This window comes from Hydrogenovibrio marinus (assembly GCF_013340845.1).
Taxonomy (GTDB): Bacteria; Pseudomonadota; Gammaproteobacteria; order Thiomicrospirales; family Thiomicrospiraceae; genus Hydrogenovibrio; species Hydrogenovibrio marinus.
Genome location: NZ_AP020335.1, coordinates 2,279,999 through 2,299,479 on the forward strand (window position 1 = coordinate 2,279,999; position 19,481 = coordinate 2,299,479).

Annotated in this window: 16 protein-coding genes; 12 read left to right on the forward strand and 4 right to left on the reverse strand. The window is 45.3% G+C overall.

Features of this window, described 5'->3' with window-relative positions; translation table 11 throughout:
* Nucleotides 1-201 precede the first annotated feature (201 nt).
* The 3 genes from HVMH_RS10835 (at nt 202) to HVMH_RS10845 (ending at nt 2,205) form a co-directional block, all read left to right on the forward strand.
* Nucleotides 202-858, forward strand: a complete 657-nt coding sequence (locus HVMH_RS10835) for a class I SAM-dependent methyltransferase (RefSeq protein WP_029912117.1) — start codon at nt 202-204, stop codon at nt 856-858.
* 137 nt (nt 859-995) lie between these two features.
* On the forward strand, nt 996-1,463 hold the full coding sequence (locus tag HVMH_RS10840) for a carboxymuconolactone decarboxylase family protein (protein ID WP_029912112.1): 468 nt from the start codon (nt 996-998) through the stop codon (nt 1,461-1,463).
* Nucleotides 1,464-1,494: 31 nt separating this feature from the next.
* Complete coding sequence (locus HVMH_RS10845) at nt 1,495-2,205, forward strand: helix-turn-helix domain-containing protein (protein WP_332102814.1); 711 nt, start codon at nt 1,495-1,497, stop codon at nt 2,203-2,205.
* Nucleotides 2,206-2,234: 29 nt separating this feature from the next.
* Here HVMH_RS10845 and cfa read toward each other — a convergent pair whose 3' ends face one another.
* Entirely contained in the window at nt 2,235-3,347 is a 1,113-nt protein-coding gene (gene cfa, locus HVMH_RS10850; protein ID WP_035629039.1) for a cyclopropane fatty acyl phospholipid synthase, read from the reverse strand.
* Between the two features lie 299 nt (nt 3,348-3,646).
* Between cfa and HVMH_RS10855 the strand changes: the two genes are divergently transcribed.
* The 6 genes from HVMH_RS10855 (at nt 3,647) to HVMH_RS10880 (ending at nt 9,519) form a co-directional block, all read left to right on the forward strand.
* Nucleotides 3,647-4,567 carry a DMT family transporter gene (locus tag HVMH_RS10855; protein WP_029912098.1) on the forward strand — a complete coding sequence of 307 codons (921 nt, stop codon included), beginning with the start codon at nt 3,647-3,649 and terminating at the stop codon, nt 4,565-4,567.
* A gap of 2 nt (nt 4,568-4,569) precedes the next feature.
* A complete protein-coding gene (gene arfB, locus HVMH_RS10860; protein ID WP_029912095.1) occupies nt 4,570-4,989 on the forward strand; it encodes an alternative ribosome rescue aminoacyl-tRNA hydrolase ArfB in 420 nt (139 codons plus the stop codon).
* 32 nt (nt 4,990-5,021) lie between these two features.
* Complete coding sequence (murI, locus tag HVMH_RS10865; RefSeq protein WP_029912090.1) at nt 5,022-5,810, forward strand: glutamate racemase; 789 nt, start codon at nt 5,022-5,024, stop codon at nt 5,808-5,810.
* A 173-nt stretch (nt 5,811-5,983) separates the two neighbouring features.
* Nucleotides 5,984-8,170: a methyl-accepting chemotaxis protein gene (locus tag HVMH_RS10870; protein ID WP_051623097.1), complete on the forward strand. Its 2,187-nt coding sequence runs from the start codon at nt 5,984-5,986 to the stop codon at nt 8,168-8,170.
* A 20-nt stretch (nt 8,171-8,190) separates the two neighbouring features.
* On the forward strand, nt 8,191-8,553 hold the full coding sequence (locus HVMH_RS10875; protein WP_029912083.1) for a response regulator: 363 nt from the start codon (nt 8,191-8,193) through the stop codon (nt 8,551-8,553).
* A gap of 402 nt (nt 8,554-8,955) precedes the next feature.
* Nucleotides 8,956-9,519: a cytochrome b gene (locus HVMH_RS10880; protein ID WP_029912081.1), complete on the forward strand. Its 564-nt coding sequence runs from the start codon at nt 8,956-8,958 to the stop codon at nt 9,517-9,519.
* A 119-nt stretch (nt 9,520-9,638) separates the two neighbouring features.
* Here HVMH_RS10880 and HVMH_RS10885 read toward each other — a convergent pair whose 3' ends face one another.
* Nucleotides 9,639-11,705, reverse strand: coding sequence for a putative bifunctional diguanylate cyclase/phosphodiesterase (locus HVMH_RS10885; RefSeq protein ID WP_029912080.1), 2,067 nt, complete (start codon nt 11,703-11,705; stop codon nt 9,639-9,641).
* A 296-nt stretch (nt 11,706-12,001) separates the two neighbouring features.
* Between HVMH_RS10885 and HVMH_RS10890 the strand changes: the two genes are divergently transcribed.
* Both HVMH_RS10890 and HVMH_RS10895 read left to right on the forward strand, forming a co-directional pair.
* Nucleotides 12,002-12,301, forward strand: a complete 300-nt coding sequence (locus HVMH_RS10890) for a helix-turn-helix domain-containing protein (RefSeq protein ID WP_051623096.1) — start codon at nt 12,002-12,004, stop codon at nt 12,299-12,301.
* 276 nt (nt 12,302-12,577) lie between these two features.
* Nucleotides 12,578-15,190, forward strand: coding sequence for a glycosyltransferase family 2 protein (locus tag HVMH_RS10895; protein ID WP_051623095.1), 2,613 nt, complete (start codon nt 12,578-12,580; stop codon nt 15,188-15,190).
* A gap of 61 nt (nt 15,191-15,251) precedes the next feature.
* On the opposite strand, the gene HVMH_RS10900 is transcribed toward HVMH_RS10895, so the two are convergent.
* Entirely contained in the window at nt 15,252-15,932 is a 681-nt protein-coding gene (locus HVMH_RS10900; protein ID WP_029912077.1) for a 2,3-bisphosphoglycerate-dependent phosphoglycerate mutase, read from the reverse strand.
* A 147-nt stretch (nt 15,933-16,079) separates the two neighbouring features.
* Nucleotides 16,080-18,428, reverse strand: a complete 2,349-nt coding sequence (gene metE / locus HVMH_RS10905) for a 5-methyltetrahydropteroyltriglutamate--homocysteine S-methyltransferase (RefSeq protein WP_029912074.1) — start codon at nt 18,426-18,428, stop codon at nt 16,080-16,082.
* A gap of 117 nt (nt 18,429-18,545) precedes the next feature.
* On the opposite strand from metE, the gene HVMH_RS10910 reads away from it, so the two are divergent.
* Nucleotides 18,546-19,457 (forward strand): LysR family transcriptional regulator, encoded by a 912-nt coding sequence (locus tag HVMH_RS10910; protein WP_029912071.1) that lies wholly within the window; start codon nt 18,546-18,548, stop codon nt 19,455-19,457.
* Nucleotides 19,458-19,481: the final 24 nt, after the last annotated feature.

Sequence of the window (19,481 nt, forward strand, 5' to 3'; positions counted from 1 at the left end):
GACAGATTTTGACTAAACTTTGGAACAACAGAGGTCAGAGCAAAATTATTCAAACCCCAATTCAACATTCTCTTGATTGGAAATTCCATTTACTCCTGAGTTTCAACAAGTTATAGTAGATACCTTCCCACGTAGCGACCTAGTCGACTGAGTCTTTCTTGTTGCGTTTTTATTCACATATCGCAACTGTAAAGGCTTTATATGTCCGGCTTCCGTATCCGTTATCAAACTATCGAATTTGATGTATTCGATATTCATATCCGCAGTCTGAAAGACAACCAACAGTTTTATGACCCGTTTGGTGAAGCCGAAGGCATGGGTATTTCTTCTGCACAGTGGCCAATATTCGGCGTGCTTTGGCCTTCTAGCATCGTGCTGGCAAATGAGATGGAGCATTTCGATATTAAAGGAAAGCGGATTTTAGAGGTCGGTTGTGGGTTGGGGCTTTCTAGCCTATTGCTAAATGCGCGTCATGCGGATATTACAGCGACGGACATTCACCCGCAGGCAGGCAAGTTTCTGGTGGAAAATGCTCGGCTCAATCAAGAAAAGGAGATTCCTTTTTTAACAACAAATTGGAACGACGAGCATTCAGGTTTAGGATATTTTGACCTGATAATCGGCTCAGATTTACTCTATGAAACGAACCATATCGAGCTTTTGTCGCAGTTTATCGACCGCCACGCCAATCCGACAGCCGAAGTGATTTTGGTAGACCCCGGCCGCGGCAATCATGCCAAATTCAGCAAGGAAATGGTGGCTAAGGGTTTCAGCCATAGCCAACAAAAGCTGGACGAACAGCAGCAAGCAAGCCTAGACACAGAATTCAAAGGCGTTATCCTAAATTATCAACGATAGCGGTCATGCCTCAAAAAACCTCGTTATGCCCCAACCTGGCAGATTTTCATAGCCAAATTTCACATGTCGTTTTTCTTCAATAAATCCATTGAACAAGTGCCTAACATAAATTCTGTGTAACAACAGGAGGCACAACAATGACGACACGCATCAACTACGCAGCCATTTCGCCGAAAGCAATTGAAATTCTTCATCAACAAGAGGGGTACCTTCGCCAACAGTTCAAACAAAGCGAGACGGTTCCCGTCATCACTTGGGAGCTGGTCAAGCTAAGAGTCTCGCAAATAAACCAATGTGCTTTTTGCATTGATATGCACAGCAAAGATACCTTGCTGCTAGGTGAAACCGCAGAGCGCATTTATGGCTTGAGCGCATGGCGAGATATGCCGCTCTACTCTGATCGTGAAAAAGCAGCCTTGGACTGGGCAGAATTAGTGACATCCGGTCAACCAATTTCCGACGAGCGTTACCAACAAGCGTTGGATAGCTTTGGCGAACAAAGTCTGGTAGATTTAACTATCGCCATTAATGCGATCAATAGTTGGAATCGCATTGTGAAAGTGTTTAAACCGGAGGTTGGACGCTATCAGCCCAGCAAAAAATAACCTTTCATCAAACAGAAACTTTTCTTTGAGGTTGTTTCAGCCTCAAGGAAAACTATCGCCTTATGTGCAGGGCATCTGGTCTTTTTCCGTGCCCACCGAAAATACATCTCCGCAAACGCAATGGCTACCGGCAGACGCCTGTAGCAGTATTCTTTTCAATCTGACTGAAAACATCATTATGGATGACTCACTATTTACGGAAAAAGTGATTCTGTCGCCGGTTGAAACCCGATCACACTCCAAGACTTGGCAACCCGGTACTCAGTTGGCAGGCGTGAGATTTTATCCCGGCGTGGGGTTTGGTATTTTTGGCGAGCTATACGACCAGCCGCTTGGCTTGCCGGAAAGTGACTTGAACGCTGAACTCAAAACCCTGCATCATGCTCTGGCGAAAAGTCCTAATCACTTTTCTCGTATTATTCGACTCTACCGTTGGTTGGAAAGTTTGGATTTAACACAAACTGCGAGACTATCGGAAGAAGCTCAATCTCAAATGACCATCAGTCAACGCCAGCAGGAAAGACGCTTTCGCAAACTGCTCGGCATCACCCCAAAACATTACCAACGTATTGCTCGTATCCGCCGGGTACAAACCAATCTGAAACATCAACCGAATGTTGAGCTATCCGAAATGGCTTTGGAACATGGGTTTTCCGATCAAGCACACATGACGCGTGAGTTTAAACAGATAGTGCGCATCACTCCAAACCAGTATCGCAAGTTAATATCACGCAATCCATAAACCCAGAAAGCTGTCTTCCCAATTAGGCCTCAAAGCGCATTTCGTTTATAGACCTGCGGCATATTCCCTTTACTCATCACCACCTGCCAAAGATGGATATCTCTCGCATTGAACGCACCTGCGCAGGACAGTAAATAGAATTTCCAAAGTCGATAAAACTCTTCGCTGTATTTGTCTTTAAGGCTATCCCAGGCACGATTGAAGTTATCGAACCAAGCCATCAAAGTGGTTTCGTAATAAACCCCGAAGTTTTCAACATCTTCTACATACATGCCGGTTTTATCTACGGCATGGGTAATCTGTTCCAGTGAAGGGAGTTCGCCATTAGGAAAAATATATTTTGCCGTCCAAGGATTAACGCCGGGATTGCAGTCGTTTTTACCGATGGTATGCAATAAAAAAAGACCCCCGTCTTTCAAACAACGCTCGGCCACTTCAAAGTATTTTGCATAGTTTTTATGACCGACATGCTCGAACATACCGATGGAAACAATCGCATCAAATTCGCCCGTTAAATCTCGGTAATCCATCAATTGAATTTCGACCGGCAATCCAGCACAGTTTTCTTGAGCCAGTTTCATTTGCTCTTTGGAGACTGTCACGCCAATCACTTCCACCTGATATTTTTCGGCGGCATATTTAGCGAAACTTCCCCAACCACAGCCGATCTCCAGAATGCGCATACCGGGTTTGAGATGCACTTTTCGACAAACCAACTCCAGCTTATTTTCCTGCGCTTGATCAAGGTCATCGGTATCCTGCCAATAACCACAGCTATAGACCATTCTCTTATCTAACATCTTAAGATATAGATCATTTCCAATATCATAATGATGTTCACCCACCTGAAAGGCGCGAGATTTTTTTTGTAGATTGCGATATTTTGCATTGACCTTGGAAAAGAAATCACCCAGCAGAGTGGCATTTTCATGCAAAGAGGCGGATAGGATTTTGGATATGCTTTTCTCAAGCTGCTCAACATCCCACCAGCCTTTGACATAGCTTTCGCCGAACCCCAAAGACCCTCTCAGCACGACTTCACTGTAAAATTTTGGGTTGTACACCTGAATGTCCCAAGGGTTACTTCCATTAATGGCGACACCGGCTTTATCAAGCAATTTTGTGACGATATTTGAATACATGGACTGACTCCTTTTCTATCAAGCCCGTGGGCAGTGAAAACCTTGGATTCAAGTACGTTAGAGAATGTAATTTATCAAACAGCGGCTATATGTCTTTTGAAGTATCAAGCATAGATATTGCCTAATACACTGATAATATTACATTTATTTTTTAAACAAACAATAGGTAATATTCCTAAAACTGCGATTACCGTTTTGATTTTTTATTCAATAATCTTGAAGGATCTGCCACAAATTACCCCCCTCCACCCTAATTTAACTTTTATAATTGTGACTTCAAAAATACACGGAACAACTCCATGCAAAATCACAGACTCGCCTATCTTTTATTGGTACTGACAACCTTGTTTTGGGCAGGAAATTTTGTATTGGCGCGTGCCGTGCATGCGCATGTGCCGCCAATCGGTTTGGCATTTTGGCGTTGGGCAGCGGTGGCGATTTTTATCATACCTTGGGCGTGGAAAGACCTGAAACAGCAATGGCCGTTGATGCGTCAGCATCCGGGGCTAATGATTGTTTACGGCGTGTTCAGTGTCGGCGCGTTCAACACATTGGTGTACCTTGGCTTGCAAACCACAACAGCGGTCAACGCATTGTTGCTGTTATCGGCGGGCCCTGTTTTCATCATGTTATTGTCGGCAATCTTGCTTGGGCACGGCCTTAAGCTCTTGCAGGTGCTGGGCTTAATTGTTTCCGCTGCGGGGGTGCTATTGGTGCTTACCCATGGAGACATTGCCAACCTTTCTGGGCTGGAGAACGACCCTGGTGTGCTTTGGGTGCTGGGCGGTGTTATCAGCTGGGCGCTCTATTCGGTGTTACTCCACAAAAAGCCAGCGGGCATTGGTGGTAGTGGCTTTTTTGCAATGACCGTTATTGTCGGTGTGGTCGGACTGTTGCCTTTCTATCTGATGGAAACCTTTATCCAAAACCGCCCGGTGCATATTGATACTAGCTTGGCGCTCACCGTTGCTTATGTTGCGGTTTTCGCGTCTATCCTCGCATATTTGTTTTGGAATAAGGCAGTGGAATTAATCGGCGCCAATCGTTCCAGCCCGTTTATTCATTTGATTCCGGCATTCGGTTTGGTATTGTCGGTCATTTTCCTTGGCGAGCAGATCACCGCTTCAGACTTTTTGGGGCTGGCGTTGATCTTTATCGGCTTGGTGATTGCGGCGGGCAAATTGCGCTTACGTAAACAGAATCAAAATAACCAGAGCTAGCGATGCTGAGACTTTCCACCGGACAAATCATTCCAGAATCCGAAATCACATGGCATGCCATGCGAGCACAGGGTGCTGGTGGGCAAAATGTCAATAAAGTGGAAACCGCCATTCATCTGCGCTTTGACATCAAGGCTTCATCTCTGCCTGAAGACTTTAAACAGCGTTTGTTGAGAAAATCCGATCACCGCATTACCAAAGATGGTGTGATTATCATCAAAGCGCAGTCTTACCGTACGCAAGCCGCCAACAAAGAAGATGCCTTGGAAAGATTGCGAGCGATTTTAGAAGAGTCCGCCGTGCGACCCAAAGCACGCATTGCCACTCGTCCAAGCAAAAGCGCACGCCTCAAACGGGTGGACGAGAAAAAACAGCGCAGTCAGATTAAAAATCTCCGGCAACGAGTGCGCCATGACGATTAAAATAAACACATTCGATACTAACAAATAAAAATATGACTGATTCCAGACCTATTGGTGTATTTGATTCCGGTATTGGCGGCTTGCCGATTGCCCAAAAAATCCGAGAATTGCTCCCGAACGAAAAACTTATTTATGTCGCGGACACCTTTTACGCCCCCTATGGTGAAAAATCCGAGGACACCATTTTGCAACGCTCTTTGGCGGTAGTGGATTTTCTGATGTCCCAAGATGTCAAAGCCATCGTCGTCGCCTGCAATACCGCGACCATGGTCAGCATCAAAACCCTCAGGGAACGATATGATTTACCCTTTATTGGCGTGGAACCGGGCGTCAAACCCGCTGCCATCCACACTAAAACAGGCGTGATTGGCGTACTGGCAACCGAAAAAACCCTCACCAGCCATGCTTTTGATGCACTGGCAAAGCGCGTGGCGGGCAATGCTCATATGGAAATACAACCCTCTCCCAAGCTAGTACGCTTGGTGGAAGCCTTGAAATTGGAAAGCGAAGAAGCCGTGAAAGCCGTAGAAGAATATGTGCACCCGTTGATCGACAAAGGTGCCGACACCATTATCCTTGGTTGCACACACTTTGCCCACCTATCCCCCATCATTGAAAAGGTTGCAGGAGAGAAGGTGTCCGTCATTAGCACGGAATTGGCCGTTGCCAAAGAAACCGTTAGACGCCTGAAAACTGAACATCTTCTCAGTGATAGTTCTCAAACGGGCACCACCGAGTTTTTTAGCAACGGTGATTTCAATCTTTTTCAAGAACAAATCCAGAAACTTTGGTCAACAGGCGCGCAATTACTCTCGTTTTGAGCCAACCTCTAACCCCATAGAGTTTCCCGAAGTGGTTTTTATGTCTATTGATCAAATTCTTTTATGTCACATCGAAAAACTTTAACGTTATACTAACTCCAACTGAGTAAGAATACCTAAAAAACTTTACTTGTTTGAATTCATCCACATAACTTCTGAGAGGCTCTAATGAAATGAGTACAGGAAAAGAATATATTCTGCCTAATGACTTAGTTATTTTATCTACGTCAGACATGTTCGGAAATATCATCGACTATAATGAAGGATTTCGCGAAGCTTCTGGGTATGATGACAAAGAACTCGTAGGTAAACCTCACAACATCCTGCGCCACCCTGATATGCCCAAAGAAGCGTTTAAAGATTTCTGGGAAACAATTAAAGCTGGTCATCCTTGGCAAGGCGTAGTGAAAAATAAATGCAAAAATGGTGATTACTATTGGGTAATGGCCAATGCCACTCCTATTATAGAAAATGGTAAAATCACAGGTTATTTATCCGTTCGATATCCTGCTACTGAGCAACAAAAACAGTCTGCTTCCAAACTCTATGCAGATATTAAAGCAGGAAAGGCCAGTTTTCCGTGGACGAAACAAGACTCTAAACTCAAGCAGCTTTTACTACCGAGCATCAGTGTCCTAGTAACTTTCTTGACCATTATTGCTTTAGGCTTTAATTCTGAGCTTACGACTCTATCCGCAAGCTTAATTGCTTTAAGTTTGATCTCCATTAGCAGCGCAGCATGGTTTACTTTAAAATCTTTAGGTATCTCTTCCAAATTAAAAACTGGAATCGAAAACCTTGCCAACGGCAATTTTCAACAAGCCATAGACGATAAAACCGAACTTGGCTTTCTGCTAAATATGTTGCGTACACGCGTTGCCGAATCAGAAGCAAAAAACTACGATGCCGCAAAGAACTCTGCCATTTTAACCACTGCGATGAATAGCGCCAGCACCAACCTGATGGTCGCAGATGCAGATTTTAATATCAAAAGCATTAACCTATCTCTTGTAGAGATGTTTAAACACAACGAAGCTGCTTTGCAAAAAGCACTGCCTAACTTCAAGGCTGATAAAGTCGTCAATTCCAATATGGATATATTCCATAAAAATCCTGCGCACCAGAGACAAATGCTCAGCACGCTTATGAAGCCTTGGATTGGTGATTTACATGTTTCAGATTTAATTCTGCAACTGACAGTAGTACCTATTATTCGCAACGAGCAAAAAGTGGGTTATGTTGTTGAGTGGATAGATAAAACCGATGAAATGAAAAATATCGATGATATTATCCGCGTACTTGAGCGCATTGAAGAAGGGGATTTCAATTACCGAATTGAAGTCCTACCTGGTGATTTGGAAGAACTCGGAAACACCATCAACAGAACCATGAACGTTTTAGGTGGCGTCATGAGTGCGATAGGAGATGTCATGTCCGCTCAAGCACAAGGCGACTTAACCAAAGAACTACCTCCAGGCATTTTCAAAGGACAAATTCACGATCTAAAAAATGCTATCAATTTTTCCACACAAAAAATCAAAGAAGTCGTCGGAATGACGATAGAGGTCTCTGATGCGGTTAATCATGCTGCGCAAGAAGTTTCACAAGGTTCATTAGATCTTAGTAGTCGCGTTCAAGATCAGGCTGCCGCACTGGAACAAACCTCTGCAACGATGGAACAAATGAATTCACAAGTGCAAAGTAGTAGTAACAATGCACAAGAAGCCAGCCAAGTTTCGGTAGACGTTCAGAAAAAAGTGGTTCAAGGTGTTAGTACGATGGAACAAACCATCCATGCGATGAATGCCATTGAAGAGTCCAGCCACAAGATTGCAGACATAGTCACGCTTATCGACAGCATTGCCTTCCAAACAAATCTACTCGCGCTCAACGCTGCAGTAGAAGCCGCTCGCGCAGGTGAGCATGGTCGTGGTTTTGCGGTCGTAGCTTCAGAAGTCCGCAGTCTTGCCCAAAAATCGGCCGATGCGGCGAAAGACATCAAAAAACTTATTGAAGAAACGGTCGATCGAGTCAATCAAGGATCTACACTGGCTTCAGAGTCCGGTGAAATGCTCCACGAAATTAATGACTCCATTGATACGGTTACAAAAATGGTTTCAGGAATCGCTCAAGCCTCTAAAGAACAAGCCGATGGCGTTGAACAAGTCCACAAAGCTATTAGCCAGATAGACAGCCTAACGCAACAAAATGCGGCTCTCGTTGAAGAAACAAGCGCTGCAGCCGAGCACTTGAAAGAGCAGGCGGAAAGCTTACAAACCGAAATGGCGTTTTTCACTTTAGGTGACGCTGAGGTGTTGGATCATAATAAATACGCTTTAACAAAGAAAAAAGACGCCTAGAGTAAATCAATGGAGTACAAGTGCACTCACTAAAACTATTGCTGGTTGAAGATGCAGTAGTACTGCAAAAACTTCAGTCAGCCATGTTTCAGAAATTTGGCCATCATCCCGTCGTTGCCGCTTCGGGTGAACAGGCCTTAGAAATACTAAAAAAAGAATCCTTTGACGTCATTATGATGGACTTGGTCATGCCGGGTATGGATGGCTTTGAATGCACTCGAAACATTAGACAATCCGGTATTAACACGCCAATCGTCGCTTTAAGTGGAAACGATGATGAGGAAACACTTGAGATATGCTATGAAGTTGGCATAGACGGTTTTCTAAAAAAGCCGACCAATAAAGCTGCATTTGATGCCATGATGCATCATATATTTGAGTAACCGCGCTATAAAAACCCTGCGATGCGAATCGCAACTGACACACTGACAGTGCCGAACAACTGCCACTCTTACACAAGTTGCCCTCTTGGTAGAGGTCAATCAATCGAATGGCGGCACCCACTTTTCAATCATCGCACTCAAAACCTTTGAGGCAATATGTTTAAGGTCAGCCCTTTCGCCAACATCTTCACCGCCATCTTCGTCGCCACTTTCCCCCCCAACCTGGCAGATTTTGTGGGTGAGAATAGAGTTACGTCTACCTCAAAAAGGTATTCTTGCTGATTCAACAACAATGAATTCTCTAAACACTAACAAAAATGCAAAAATGTCTTGCTAAAATCCTAACGACCAACGCGCGAAAACACGTGCGTTCAGCCCTGTTTCAATCCTAAGGAGTCAAACGTGGATACCTATAGCAAGCTCAGTAAACAAACTATTTTTCTTCACTGGGTGGTCGCCACCTTTATGATTGGCCTCTTGGCGGTCGGTGTCTATATGCACGAGACCAAGAGCTTCTTTTTATACTCCTGGCACAAATCTTTTGGTGTGCTGATTGTGGTATTTGTTCTTTGGCGCCTCTACAACCGTATGAAAAGCGGCTGGTTGGAGCCTGTCAGACAGTACAAGCCGGTTGAAATCAGCCTATCGAAAATCGTTCACTGGTTGTTGATTATCGGAACTATCCTGATGCCTATTTCCGGGATGATGATGTCTGGCCTAGGCGGCTATGGTATTCCGTTCTTCGGTTTAGAGTTGGTGGCACCAAACCCGAACCCTGACGATCCGACAAAAATGATTCCGTTGAATGCGCCTTTGGCTCAAGCGGGTAAAGTGGTTCACAGTTTAGTGGGTGATATTTTGATCGGTGCGATTGCACTACATATTGCCGGTGCGTTGAAACATCACTTCATCGATAAGGACAACACCCTTAATCGTATGAAAGGAATGGATATTTCCTCAAAATAATAAATAAGCTCTCCTAGCTTAGAATTTATGCGCTTCAATTGACCTCGTTGAAGCGCTCTTTTTCTCACTGCCAATACGATCCATACCCAACCTAGCAGATTTTAAGAACGTAAATCTTCTCAAATAAATTGCGCAGGTCGCCCAAGCAGATAGCCTTGGAACAAATCCACTTCTTTGTTCTCCAGCCAACGTTTTTGCGCTTCGGTCTCGACACCTTCAATCAACACTTTCAGGTTCATGGCTTTCGACATGCCTATCATGGCTTTTACCATCTCTTGTGTTTCGCTTGAGGTTTCTATGTCGTTCACAAAAGCGCGGTCAATTTTCACAATATCCACCGGTAGGCTTTTCAGAATTGCCAACGAGGCATAGCCCGTTCCGAAATCATCCAACAAAATATGACAACCCTTTTTCCTTAACTGCTCCAAAACGGCAATGGTGGAACTCAAGTTGTGCATGATAGCGGTTTCCGTCACTTCAAAATTGAAGCGGGAAATGGGTACTGATTTTTGATGCGCAATCGCAGAGAGTTTCTCGACCAGTTTGGGGTTGTCCAACTGCACAGGAGACAGGTTGATGGCGACCTTGATATTGTTATCCAACTTCTTTGCAACAAGATCGTCGCACACCTTTTCAAACAAAGCGAAGCCCAGCTGAGAAATCAAACCATTCTGCTCGGAATACTCAATAAAGTGTTGCGGGTAAACCAACTCGCCTTCTTCATTTTTGAGGCGAATCAAGGCTTCATATTCCACTGGCGAATCAAAACTGTCCTTGTGAAATATTGGCTGATAATGCATTTCGATATGGTTTTTCGGCATCTCTATCGCCTGCCAGATCAAATGCGCTACCTTGTTCATTTCAATCAGTTCTTGCTCATCTCTTTCTTCAAAAAACTGATAGCTGTTTCGTCCTTGAGTTTTAGCTCTGCACATGGCAGAGTCCGCTCGTCGTAGCAACTCCTCTACACTGCCACCATGCTCCGGATAAAAGGCAATGCCGATGGATGCTGTCAATCGGTGGATGTGCTTACCACGGACGTAAGGTTTAGACAGTCTGCGAATGAGGTTCTCCGCCGCTTCTACAACACTCCTGTCGCGAGTGATTTTCGTCATCACCATCACGAACTCATCTCCGCCGAATCGGCAGGCCAAATCTGATGTCTTCGTGTAAAAGGAAATTCTTTTGGAAACTTCTCCGAGAATCCAATCCCCTTCGCTGTGCCCGAAGTGATCATTAACCGTTTTGAATTTATCCAAATCGATGAATAGAAGAGCGATTTTTCCAGACGCATTTTTCTGCGTTTCCAGAATACTGTTTTCGACAAAGCTGTCGAGTAGCATTCGGTTTGCCAACCCCGTCAGAGAATCATAGTAAGCCAGTCTATCCAGCCGCTTTTCATCCGCTTTGCGTTCACTCATGTCGGCTAAAACGCAAACATAAAAGGGTTTGCCGGAAAGCTTGTCCACAACTTTTGAGGCTTGTAGCCAGCCGGGATAAATGGTTCCGTCTTTTCGTCGGTTCCAGATCTCTCCTCTCCAGCTTCCACAATCATCCAGACTTTTCCACATGTTTAGGTAAAAGTCTTCATCATGTACGCCGGAACGGAATAGGGCGGGCCGTTGATTGAGCACTTCCCTTTGCTCATAGCCCGTTGTTTCAGTAAATGCTTTATTCGATTTGATGATTCTGCCTTGTGCATCCATCACCAAAATGCCATCAGCAACTTGGTCGATTAAAGCATTTGCAAGATATAAAGAATGAATCGTCGTAGGTTCTTCAGGAATCCGGTTCAAGTACACCAGACAGTAGGGGTCGCCTGAAGATTCCGGCTTCAATAATTGACTATTGAGCGTAAAAAAACCACCACCTTGAAGCTCGAAAACATGGTTTTGGTACACCACTTGATCAACAATAGAAGCTTCCACGGTATTTAAGAAATTGGTAAAGGTTTCCATACTATCGGCCGATAGTAATTCATGGAAATAAAGATCGATAGCACTTTCCGCCAAGCTTAAAAACTCATAAGCCGGCGTATTGATACAAATGATCTTTCCGTTTGGACTTAGAAGCACAACCGGGGTTTGACAAGATTCAAACAAAACGTGATAGAACCTTAGACCCTTGAACGACTTCTTTGCCAAAAAATCACATGCAATTAGACTTTCGCTCTCTGTTTGAGCCATTTCTGTTAATCCTCATCATGAGTATTTTTCAGGTTTTAGTCTTGCAATCAAACATACTTAATTGAACCGCCTAAATAAGGTTCAAAACATTCGATCAGGTAACTTTCTAAATGTTTTACACAACGCTTTCTTCAGTATTCCTTTACTTCCGAAAAACACCTTATCCACTTATAGAAAAAATAAATTACACCGCATTAACTGCGTTTATTTTCTCCAAAACTACCTATAGGTAGGCGAAGAAAATTCATTCTAGCATAAACATACCTAGCAATAGGTAGTTTTGTTGTGAGCACTCTATGAACAAAAAAAACAATGATGAAAAGAAGGAATGGATTCGCAATGTTCACCTAAGAATTGGACAAAACGTCAAAAGACACAGACAAGAAAAAGGATTTTCTCAAGTTGCACTTGCCCATGAACTTGGGCATGACTCTGTCGGCATCGTTTCAACCGCTGAAATCGGTTTGAACAACAAACACTTCAATATTGAGCATTTAACCAAAATCGCAGGCGTTTTGGAGATCGACATTTGCTGTCTATTTGAAGGCGTAAGCGACATTTACAGCAGACACCGAACGCTTTTAAGCGATCTGTGATTTTCCAACCAAAAAAGTCACCTTAATTAAGCTTTGTTTAAGGTGACACCCTCATAATTCCACAAAGACCGAATTAACATTACATTTGTTTAATGTATCCGTCTAAAATAAAACTGCTTTTCAAATATATAAAACTGAGATGGCGCAACGAGCGGGGTGAACATTAATTCTCCAGGTTTGGTATTTCCTCTCAAAACTGATGCATTTTAACGACTGATTGTTTTCATTTTGAAATCTGCCCGGATTCCATAACATTTTTGCCATCCTGAGAGAAATATGAGCGAAAAGAAAAACTTAAAAAATGACCTCGTGTACAACCTGCTGATAGTCCTGTCGTTCACGCTGTTCACTTTTGGTTCATACGCCTATCTCAATAAGCCGCTTGAAGAGCCTTCATGGCCTGCCACCATACCCGGGTTTGCCTTCTCGCCTTTTCATGATGACCAAAGTCCTTTTTCAGACACCTATCCCGACCAAAAGTCGATTGATGCTGACCTGTCATTGCTCTCTGGACGTGTGCATGCCATTAGAACCTATTCCGTCGATGGCGTCTTAGGTGACATTACCGCACTGGCAGCAAAACATAACATCAATATTACCTTGGGAGCTTGGCTCGGAGCAGACTTGGATGCCAATGAGCGCGAACTGACCCGACTGAAAAACATCGTGCAACGCCCCCCTTACAATGTGGTTCGCGTGATTGCCGGTAACGAAGCCATACTCAGACAAGATCTAACCGTTGATCAGATGATTTCCTATCTGGACCAATTACGAAAAGACATCCAAGTCCCTGTCAGTACCGCTGAGCCATGGCATGTCTGGCTCAAACACCCTGAGCTGGCACAACACGTCGACTTCCTCGCGGTACACATGCTGCCTTATTGGGAAGGCATTTCCGTCAATAAGGCGGTGGGCTACATCGTCAACAAGATGAATTTATTGAAACAAGCCTTTCCCAACAAACCGATTGTCATCGCCGAAGTGGGCTGGCCGAGTAACGGTCGCAGCATCGGCAGAGCGCATGCTTCCAAAGAAAATGAGGCAATCTTTTTACGCCGCTTCATCAGCAAAGCCCGTGAAGAAGGCTATGTCTACTATGTTATGGAAGCCTTCGACCAACCTTGGAAAGCAAAGCTGGAAGGCGCTGCTGGATCCTATTGGGGTGTCTATGACGTTTCACGTAAACCCAAGTTTGAATTCTACCGTCCGATTATTCCCATCAAACAGTGGCGTATTCTGGCGATCTCCTCCATCCTCCTCGCCGTGTTTTTGGTGATTTTCTTACTCATGGACAGCAGCAGCCTCAAGAAGCGTGGACGTACCTTTTTGGTTGGCGTGGCGTTCATGGCATCGTCAGTCATCATCTGGGTGCTGTACCAACATTCATTGCTCTATCAGGACTGGATAAGTCGGACCGTCGGGCTGATGCTGATGTTAGGCATCATGGGCGTTTGGTTGGTGATTCTGGTCGAAGCGCATGAATGGGCGGAAGCCTTATGGTTGCAAAAACGACGCCACCTGAATTTAGCATCCCCAACTCCGGTAGAACACCACAAGTTGCCGTTCGTTTCCATCCATATTCCTGCTTATAACGAGCCGCCAGATATGATGATCGACACGCTCAACGCCCTATCAAAGCTGGACTACCCGCATTTTGAAGTACTGGTAATCGACAACAACACCGTCGATGAAGCCGTATGGCAACCCGTACAAAACCATTGTGAAACACTGGGGGAGCGCTTCCGTTTCTTCCATGTCTCGCCGCTTGCGGGCTATAAAGCCGGCGCGCTGAATTTCGCCCTCAGACACACTCATGCGGACGCACAAGCCATTGCCGTTATCGACAGTGACTATAAGGTCAAACCCGGCTGGCTCAAGCAGATGGCCGTGCATTTCGACGACCCGGAAATCGCCATCGTCCAATCTCCTCAAGACTATCGTGACTTTGACCAAAACGCCTTCAAAGCGATGTGCTACGCGGAATACAAAGGCTTTTTCCATATCGGCATGATTACGCGAAACGAGCGCAATGCCATCATCCAACACGGCACCATGACCATTGTGCGCCGCAGTGTGTTGGAAGAAGTCGGTGGCTGGGGTGAAAGCACCATCACCGAAGATGCCGAACTCGGCTTGAAGATATTTGAGCACGGCTACCAAGCCGCTTATGAACCTACCAGCTATGGACAAGGCTTGATGCCCGACACCTTTGTCGACTACAAAAAGCAGCGCTATCGCTGGGCGTATGGTGCCATGCAAATCCTACGGGAACATGCTGGGGCGCTCTTCCTCAACAAAACACATTTGAATCTGGGACAGCGCTATCACTTTATTGCCGGATGGCTGCCTTGGATTGCTGACGGTTTTAATTTCGTATTCACCCTGCTCGCCATTGCCTGGTCGATATTGATGATTAGCGACCCTGTGCGCTTCAACGCCCCCAGCATGCTCGTTTCTGCGGTGCCGATTCTGTTTTTCATCTTCAAGCTGTCGAAAATGCTGATTCTCTACCGAACGCGCATGCATGCCGGATTCAGCACTGCCGTGGCGGCTGCTATCGCCGGATTGTCACTCTCCCACACCATTGCAAAAGCGGTACTCTATGGTCTGTTTGTAGGGCGACAAATGCCTTTTTTGCGCACGCCAAAGCAAGCCAACGTTGCCCCTATCGCTCAGGCTTTGCGAAATGTTGCACAAGAAGCAATACTCTTCACATTCCTCGCTCTTCTGCTTATCGGCATTAGCTGGCATGTTGGTTTCCGCTCAGTGGAAACCTTGGTCTGGTGTATTGTGCTGGTGGTGCAGATGGTGCCCTATGTGTCTGCGGTGATTTTTTCGACTATCAGTGTTCTTCCGAACTCTTCGGCGAAGTGGTTGCAGTTCAAGTGATGTCTATCACGCTTATAGACTTACCCCAACCTGGTAGATTTTAGCGATTATTCTGGCAGTTTTAAGCCAATGCTCTTTTGTGTAATTTGTTATCCGCCCACTCATACAACAATGGCGTGCCGGTAGGAATCTCCAACTCAAGCACCTGATCTTTCGACAGGTTTTCAATCAACATCACGATTGAGCGTAAACTATTGCCATGCGCCGACACCAACACGTTTTTGCCCTCCGTCAGCAAAGGCATCACGCTCTCCACAAAAAAAGGAATGGTGCGTTCCGACGTGTCCTTTAAACTCTCGCCATTCGGTGGCGGCACATCATAACTTCTGCGCCAGATATGCACCTGCTCATCACCAAACTCTTCCATCACTTGCGCTTTATTGCGTCCTTGCAACTCACCGTAGTAGCGCTCGTTCAAATGCCAGTTGTGATAAATCGGCAAGATATTCGCCAGCGTTTCCTCGCTGTAAATGCCGGTTTTGTCTTTCATTTCCGAGTCGTCATGCAACACCACCGGCGTTTTCTGGCTATGGGATTGCACAAGAGCAATCATCGCCGTTTCCATCGCGCGAATCTGCATGGAACTGAACACCACATCAAACGCAATATCCGCGATTTGTTTCCCGGCGGCTTCCGCCTCCTTAATGCCGTTTTGCGACAAAGGCACATCCACCCAACCGGTAAAGATATTCTTCAAATTCCACACAGATTCCCCATGTCGCAATAAAACCAGCTTTGACATCACGCACCTCTAACAAAGGAAGATAAAGTTTTATCATAATGATTTTGATGCGCTTTTTGTATGAAGTAAATCGTAAGATTTAAAAGAGAGGCTTTTTGAGAAAACTGCCAGACCCAACCTGGCAGTTTTTTAAATATTTAAAATGAACTAAGCGCTTTGAATTTTTTCTTCAAACTGCTTTTTAAGAATCTTCGCGGCTTCCACCATATTGACGAGCGCCGGTTCGGTTTCTTTCCAACCACGGGTTTTAAGTCCGCAATCGGGATTCACCCAAAGTCTTTCCACTGGAATGTTTTTGGCAGCTTTTTGAATCAAATCCACCATCTGCTCAACCGTTGGAATATTCGGTGAATGGATGTCATAAACCCCCGGTCCGATTTCATTCGGATATTGAAAATCGACAAACGCATCCAGCAATTTCATCTGCGACTTAGAGGTTTCGATGGTAATGACATCGGCATCCATTTTCGCCACCGCTTGAATAATGTCATTGAACTCGGAATAACACATATGAGTATGGATTTGCGTGTCGTTCTGCACCCCGGAAGTCGTGAGGCGGAAGCTATTGACCGCCCAATAGAGATAATCATCCCAATCGGATTTTTTCAATGGCAAGCCTTCGCGCAACGCGGCTTCGTCGATTTGAATCATGTGAATGCCAGCAGCTTCCAAATCCAACACTTCATCTCTCAACGCTAACGCGATTTGATTACAAGTGGTTTCACGGGTTTGATCGTTACGCACGAACGACCATTGCAACATCGTCACAGCCCCCGTCAACATACCTTTCATAATCTTGTCGGTCTGGCTTTGCGCATAGGTTGACCAGTTGACGGTCATCGGCAACGGGCGCGACACGTCCCCGAAAATAATCGGCGGTTTGACGCAACGCGAACCATAGGACTGCACCCAACCGAATTGCGTAAAGGCATAGCCATCCAACTGCTCGCCAAAGTATTCGACCATGTCGTTGCGCTCCGGTTCGCCATGCACAAAGACATCAATACCGATGCGTTCCTGACGCTCGCAAACATCGCGAATCTCCGCCTGCATGGCTTCAATATATTCCAACTCGTCAATCTCGCCATTTTTGAATCTGCGTCTGGCTTGGCGAATTTCCTGCGTCTGCGGGAAAGAACCAATGGTGGTGGTCGGGAACAATGGCAAATCAAATCTGGCAACTTGCAGAATCGCTCTAACGGCATAGGGTTCATCTCGCGTCAGCGGAATATCATCCAGCTTGGCTAAACGGGCTTGTACTTGCTCATTGTGAATCAGCTTGGAGTTTGCTTTTGCTGCCAATACTTGTCGATTGTCTTCTAGCGATTTTTTATCTGCCTTGTCATGCAACGCATCGTTCAGTAGTTTGATTTCACCCAATTTTTGTTTGGCGAATGACAGGTAATTTTTCAACTCGGGATTCAGCTTAGTTTCCACTTCCAAATTGACCGGCACATGCAACAACGAACAACTTGGTGCAATCCACAGGTTGTCGCCGAACTTAGCTTTGGCCTCTTGCAGCTGTTCAATGGCATCATTGATATCGGCTTTCCAGATATTGCGCCCGTCCACCAAACCGATGGACAAAACTTTACCTGCGGGATATTGCTCAATCACTTCATCCAATTGTTTCGCGCCACGCAAACCGTCATAGTGCAACCCAGCAACGGGAAGCTGACATGCTAAACCAAGATTGTCACCCAGCGTTTCAAAGTAGGTAGCTAAAAGCAGTTTGGCTGGAGATTGCGCCAGCGTTTGATAGGCTTCTTTAAAGGCGTTTTGCCACTCAGCTTCTAGCTCCAGTACCAGAATCGGCTCGTCGATTTGCACCCACTCGACGCCTTGCGTCGCCAAGCGTTGCAGTATTTGCGCATAGACCTCTAGCAATGCAGGCAAACGACTGAGTTTGGGAATCTCCGTGCCTTTGTTTTCAGCCAGATACAAATAGGTTACTGGGCCTACTAACACAGGCTTGAAATCGATATTCGATGCATCCTGTTTTAAGACCAGCGCCTCCGCAACTTCATCAAACAAGCGTGTGTCGGTGATGGTGAATTCGGTATCGTCTTCCAACTCAGGCACGATGTAATGGTAGTTGGTGTCGAACCACTTTTTCATCGCGCCGGCATAATCCGCTTTGGACTCACAAGTATCATGACCATGACCAGCACAACAGCCGTGTCCGTCATCGGAAGGCGCACGGCCGCGAGCCATGCGAAAAGCCACTTCCACATCAAAATTTTCTTGGCGGAAACGCTTGGGAATCACGCCCAACAGCGTGCTCATGTTCAATACCTGATCGTAGTAAGCGAAATCATTAACCGGAATCAACTCCACCCCCGCTTTGATTTGCGTTTGAAAATTCTGATAGCGAATTTCTCTGGCTTGCGCCTCCAATTCCTGCAAACTCTTTTCGCCTTTCCAATAGGCTTCGAGCGTGAACTTCAATTCTCGAAAGTCGCCAATGCGAGGGTAGCCAAGATTATGTAGTGCCATGATGTCAGTCTCCTTAAATGGTTTGCTTGATGCACAACTCGCATATTAGGACTGGATAAACATGAAAACAAACGAATAAAATTCACACAAACATGAAAATAATTCATAATAATTATTATGTTAGAAATCAAACACCTCAAAACCATCCTGTCGCTGGCGGAAACTCACTCAGTCAACATCAGCGCACAGCAGTTGCACATGACGCAATCTGCACTGTCGCATCAAATAAAACTGTTGGAATCCCAACTGGGACAAAACCTGTTTGAGCGAAAATCGAATCCGATTCGTTTTACTCCAGCTGGCGAAACCCTGTTGGCTTGTGCCAAAGAAGTGCTGCCGAAAATCCAACATACCGAGCAAGTACTAACGGCGATGGAACAGGGCAATCTTGGGCGGTTATTGATTGGTGTGGACTGCCACACTTGTTTTGACTGGTTATTGCCTTTGGTGCAAAGCTATCAAGAGAAATGGCAAGGCGTGGACTTGGATATTCTGAATGTGTTCGGCAACAACTCTGGGCACAATGGTGAGGTAACCCTTGCCAAGCTGGACAAGCAGGAACTGGATTTGGTCATTACATCCGACCCTGAGCCCAGTGCAGATAGAGTTTTCACGCCGCTGTTCAGTTATGAACAGGTTTGTGTATTTCCCCCACAACACACTTTTGCACAAAAGGCTGTTTTGCTGCCGGAAGATTTCAAAGATCAGACCTTGATTGTGTACCCGGTAGACAAACAAAAGCTCGATATTTTTCGCCGATTCTTAAACCCAGCCAGCATCAATCCTGCTGAGATTCGTCATTCACAACTCACGGTAATGATGTTGCAAAATGTCGCTTTGAATCGCGGTGTGTGCATCCTACCGAAGTGGTTGATAAAAACCCTGCCGGAGTTCAGCCACTTACCGACCAAACCGCTTGGCAAGGACGGATTGTGGTCCACGCTTTACGCGGCTAACCGCCGCTCAGAACAAAGGCTGCCTTATATAGAAGACTTTATTCACCTAATTGCGGATAATATGAATCCATAAATTATGAACCTTTAATTTTCGAAT

What these genes read in the sequence shown, in the direction of transcription:
- HVMH_RS10835 (WP_029912117.1), top strand. Translation starts at nt 202, where the DNA reads ATGTCCGGCTTCCGTATCCGTTATCAAACTATCGAATTTGATGTATTC.
- HVMH_RS10840 (WP_029912112.1), top strand. Translation starts at nt 996, where the DNA reads ATGACGACACGCATCAACTACGCAGCCATTTCGCCGAAAGCAATTGAA.
- cfa (WP_035629039.1), bottom strand. Translation starts at nt 3,347, where the DNA reads ATGTATTCAAATATCGTCACAAAATTGCTTGATAAAGCCGGTGTCGCC.
- HVMH_RS10855 (WP_029912098.1), top strand. Translation starts at nt 3,647, where the DNA reads ATGCAAAATCACAGACTCGCCTATCTTTTATTGGTACTGACAACCTTG.
- arfB (WP_029912095.1), top strand. Translation starts at nt 4,570, where the DNA reads ATGCTGAGACTTTCCACCGGACAAATCATTCCAGAATCCGAAATCACA.
- murI (WP_029912090.1), top strand. Translation starts at nt 5,022, where the DNA reads ATGACTGATTCCAGACCTATTGGTGTATTTGATTCCGGTATTGGCGGC.
- HVMH_RS10870 (WP_051623097.1), top strand. Translation starts at nt 5,984, where the DNA reads ATGAGTACAGGAAAAGAATATATTCTGCCTAATGACTTAGTTATTTTA.
- HVMH_RS10885 (WP_029912080.1), bottom strand. Translation starts at nt 11,705, where the DNA reads ATGGCTCAAACAGAGAGCGAAAGTCTAATTGCATGTGATTTTTTGGCA.
- HVMH_RS10890 (WP_051623096.1), top strand. Translation starts at nt 12,002, where the DNA reads ATGAACAAAAAAAACAATGATGAAAAGAAGGAATGGATTCGCAATGTT.
- HVMH_RS10895 (WP_051623095.1), top strand. Translation starts at nt 12,578, where the DNA reads ATGAGCGAAAAGAAAAACTTAAAAAATGACCTCGTGTACAACCTGCTG.
- HVMH_RS10900 (WP_029912077.1), bottom strand. Translation starts at nt 15,932, where the DNA reads ATGTCAAAGCTGGTTTTATTGCGACATGGGGAATCTGTGTGGAATTTG.
- metE (WP_029912074.1), bottom strand. Translation starts at nt 18,428, where the DNA reads ATGGCACTACATAATCTTGGCTACCCTCGCATTGGCGACTTTCGAGAA.
- HVMH_RS10910 (WP_029912071.1), top strand. Translation starts at nt 18,546, where the DNA reads ATGTTAGAAATCAAACACCTCAAAACCATCCTGTCGCTGGCGGAAACT.